The sequence below is a fragment of the Roseateles sp. P5_E11 genome (assembly GCF_054049355.1).
The window spans coordinates 1-1,506 of sequence record NZ_JBFUMO010000942.1 but is presented as its reverse complement, the minus strand read 5'-3'; the positions used below and the strand labels follow the sequence as shown (position 1 = coordinate 1,506).

General features: G+C 71.8%; 2 protein-coding genes. One reads left to right on the top strand and one right to left on the bottom strand.

Annotation, left to right across the window (positions count from 1 at the left end):
- The coding region (locus tag ACXJKR_RS32315) for an ATP-binding protein (RefSeq protein ID WP_457326337.1) at positions 1-314 on the top strand (314 nt) is incomplete at its 5' end.
- Here the strand turns inward: ACXJKR_RS32315 and ACXJKR_RS32310 are convergent.
- The coding region (locus tag ACXJKR_RS32310; RefSeq protein WP_457326336.1) for an amidase at positions 307-1,506 on the bottom strand (1,200 nt) is incomplete at its 5' end. The two genes, ACXJKR_RS32315 and ACXJKR_RS32310, sit on opposite strands and share 8 nt — an antisense overlap.

Here is a 1,506-nt window from a genome sequence, read left to right as displayed (position 1 = left end):
AGCTGTGCCTGCGCAATCTCGTGCAGAACGCGCTGCGCCACAACGATGCCAGCCGCGGTGCCGTGCAGCTCAGGCTGGCTCGCGAAGGCACGGGCGTGCGCTTGACGGTGCGTGACTTCGGCGCCGGCGTGCCGCCCGAGTCCCTGCCTCAGCTGGGCCAGCCCTTCTACCGGCCGGACGCCGCGCGCACGCGGCATGTGGGTGGTGTGGGCCTGGGCCTGTGCCTGTGCCGGTTGGTGGCTGAAGCGCATGACGGCCAGCTGGAGCTGCGCAATGCCGAGCCGGGGTTCGAGGCCTCGGTGCGCTTCAGCTAGGCACCCGGTCGAACCAGGGCTGGGTGGCTTCCAGTTCCGCGGCCAGTTGCAGCAGCAGCCCGTCTTCGCGCGGCGCTGCAACGAACTGCACGCCCAGCGGCAGGCCGTCGGCCGTCCAGTGCAGCGGCAGTGAGATCGCCGGCGTGCCCGTCAGGTTGGCGAGCTGGGTGAAGGGGACATGGCGCAGGCTGTCGGTGGCCATCTGCTGCACGACGCCATCGAGCAGGCCGGCGTGCTTGAGCAGGCCCAGCAGCCCCGAGGCGCGCAGCGCGCCCAGCACGGCAATCTGCAGCGGCGGCGGGTCGCCGGTGCCATGCAGCACCGGTGGCGAGGCCAGCGTCGGCGTCAGGTAGAGGTCGTAGTGCGCGTGCAGTGCGGCGAGGCTGCGGGCGTAGTCGTTCCAGCGCAGCAGCTCCAGCGTCAGCCGTTCGGCGCTGGTGGCGCGGCCGAGCGTGGCGATGAGACGGGTCAACGGCTCAAAGTCGGCTTCGCGGCCACCCAGGGCGACCGCGCGGCTCAGCGTGGCCGGCACCTGACCGAAGTAGATATGCAGGAAGCTGTTGGCCAGCGTGCGGCCATCGATGTCGGGGCGGGCCGGCTCGACGACATGGCCGAGGCCTTTCAGTAGCGACACGCTTCGCTCCACGGCGAGCCGGGCCTCGTCGTGCACCGGCTCGCCAATCGGCGAATCGGCGCACCAGGCGATGCGCAGCCGGCGCAGCGGTGAGCGCAGCTGATGGACAAAGGGCGTGGCCGGCGCGGGCAGGGCGACGGCGTCGCCGGGCTCGGGGCCGCTGAGAATGTCCAGTGCCAGGGCGGTGTCGCGCACGCTGCGCGAGATGACGCCCTCGCTGCAGGCGCCGAACCAGACTTCGCCAGCGCCCGGGCCGACTGAAACTCGTCCTCGCGAAGGTTTCAAACCCACCAGCCCGCAACAGGCTGCCGGGATGCGGATGGAGCCTCCACCGTCGTTGCCCGCTGCCATTGGCACGACACCCGCTGCCACCGCCGCCGCCGACCCGCCGCTGCTGCCGCCAGGCGTGCGGCGCACGTCCCAGGGGTTGCTGCTGCGGCCGAAGGCGAGCGGGTCGGTGACGCCCTTGAGGCCCAGCTCCGGCGCATTGGTCTTGCCGAAGATGACGAGGCCGGCGTCCAGCAGGCGCCGCACGACATGGGCGTGCTCTCTCGGTGG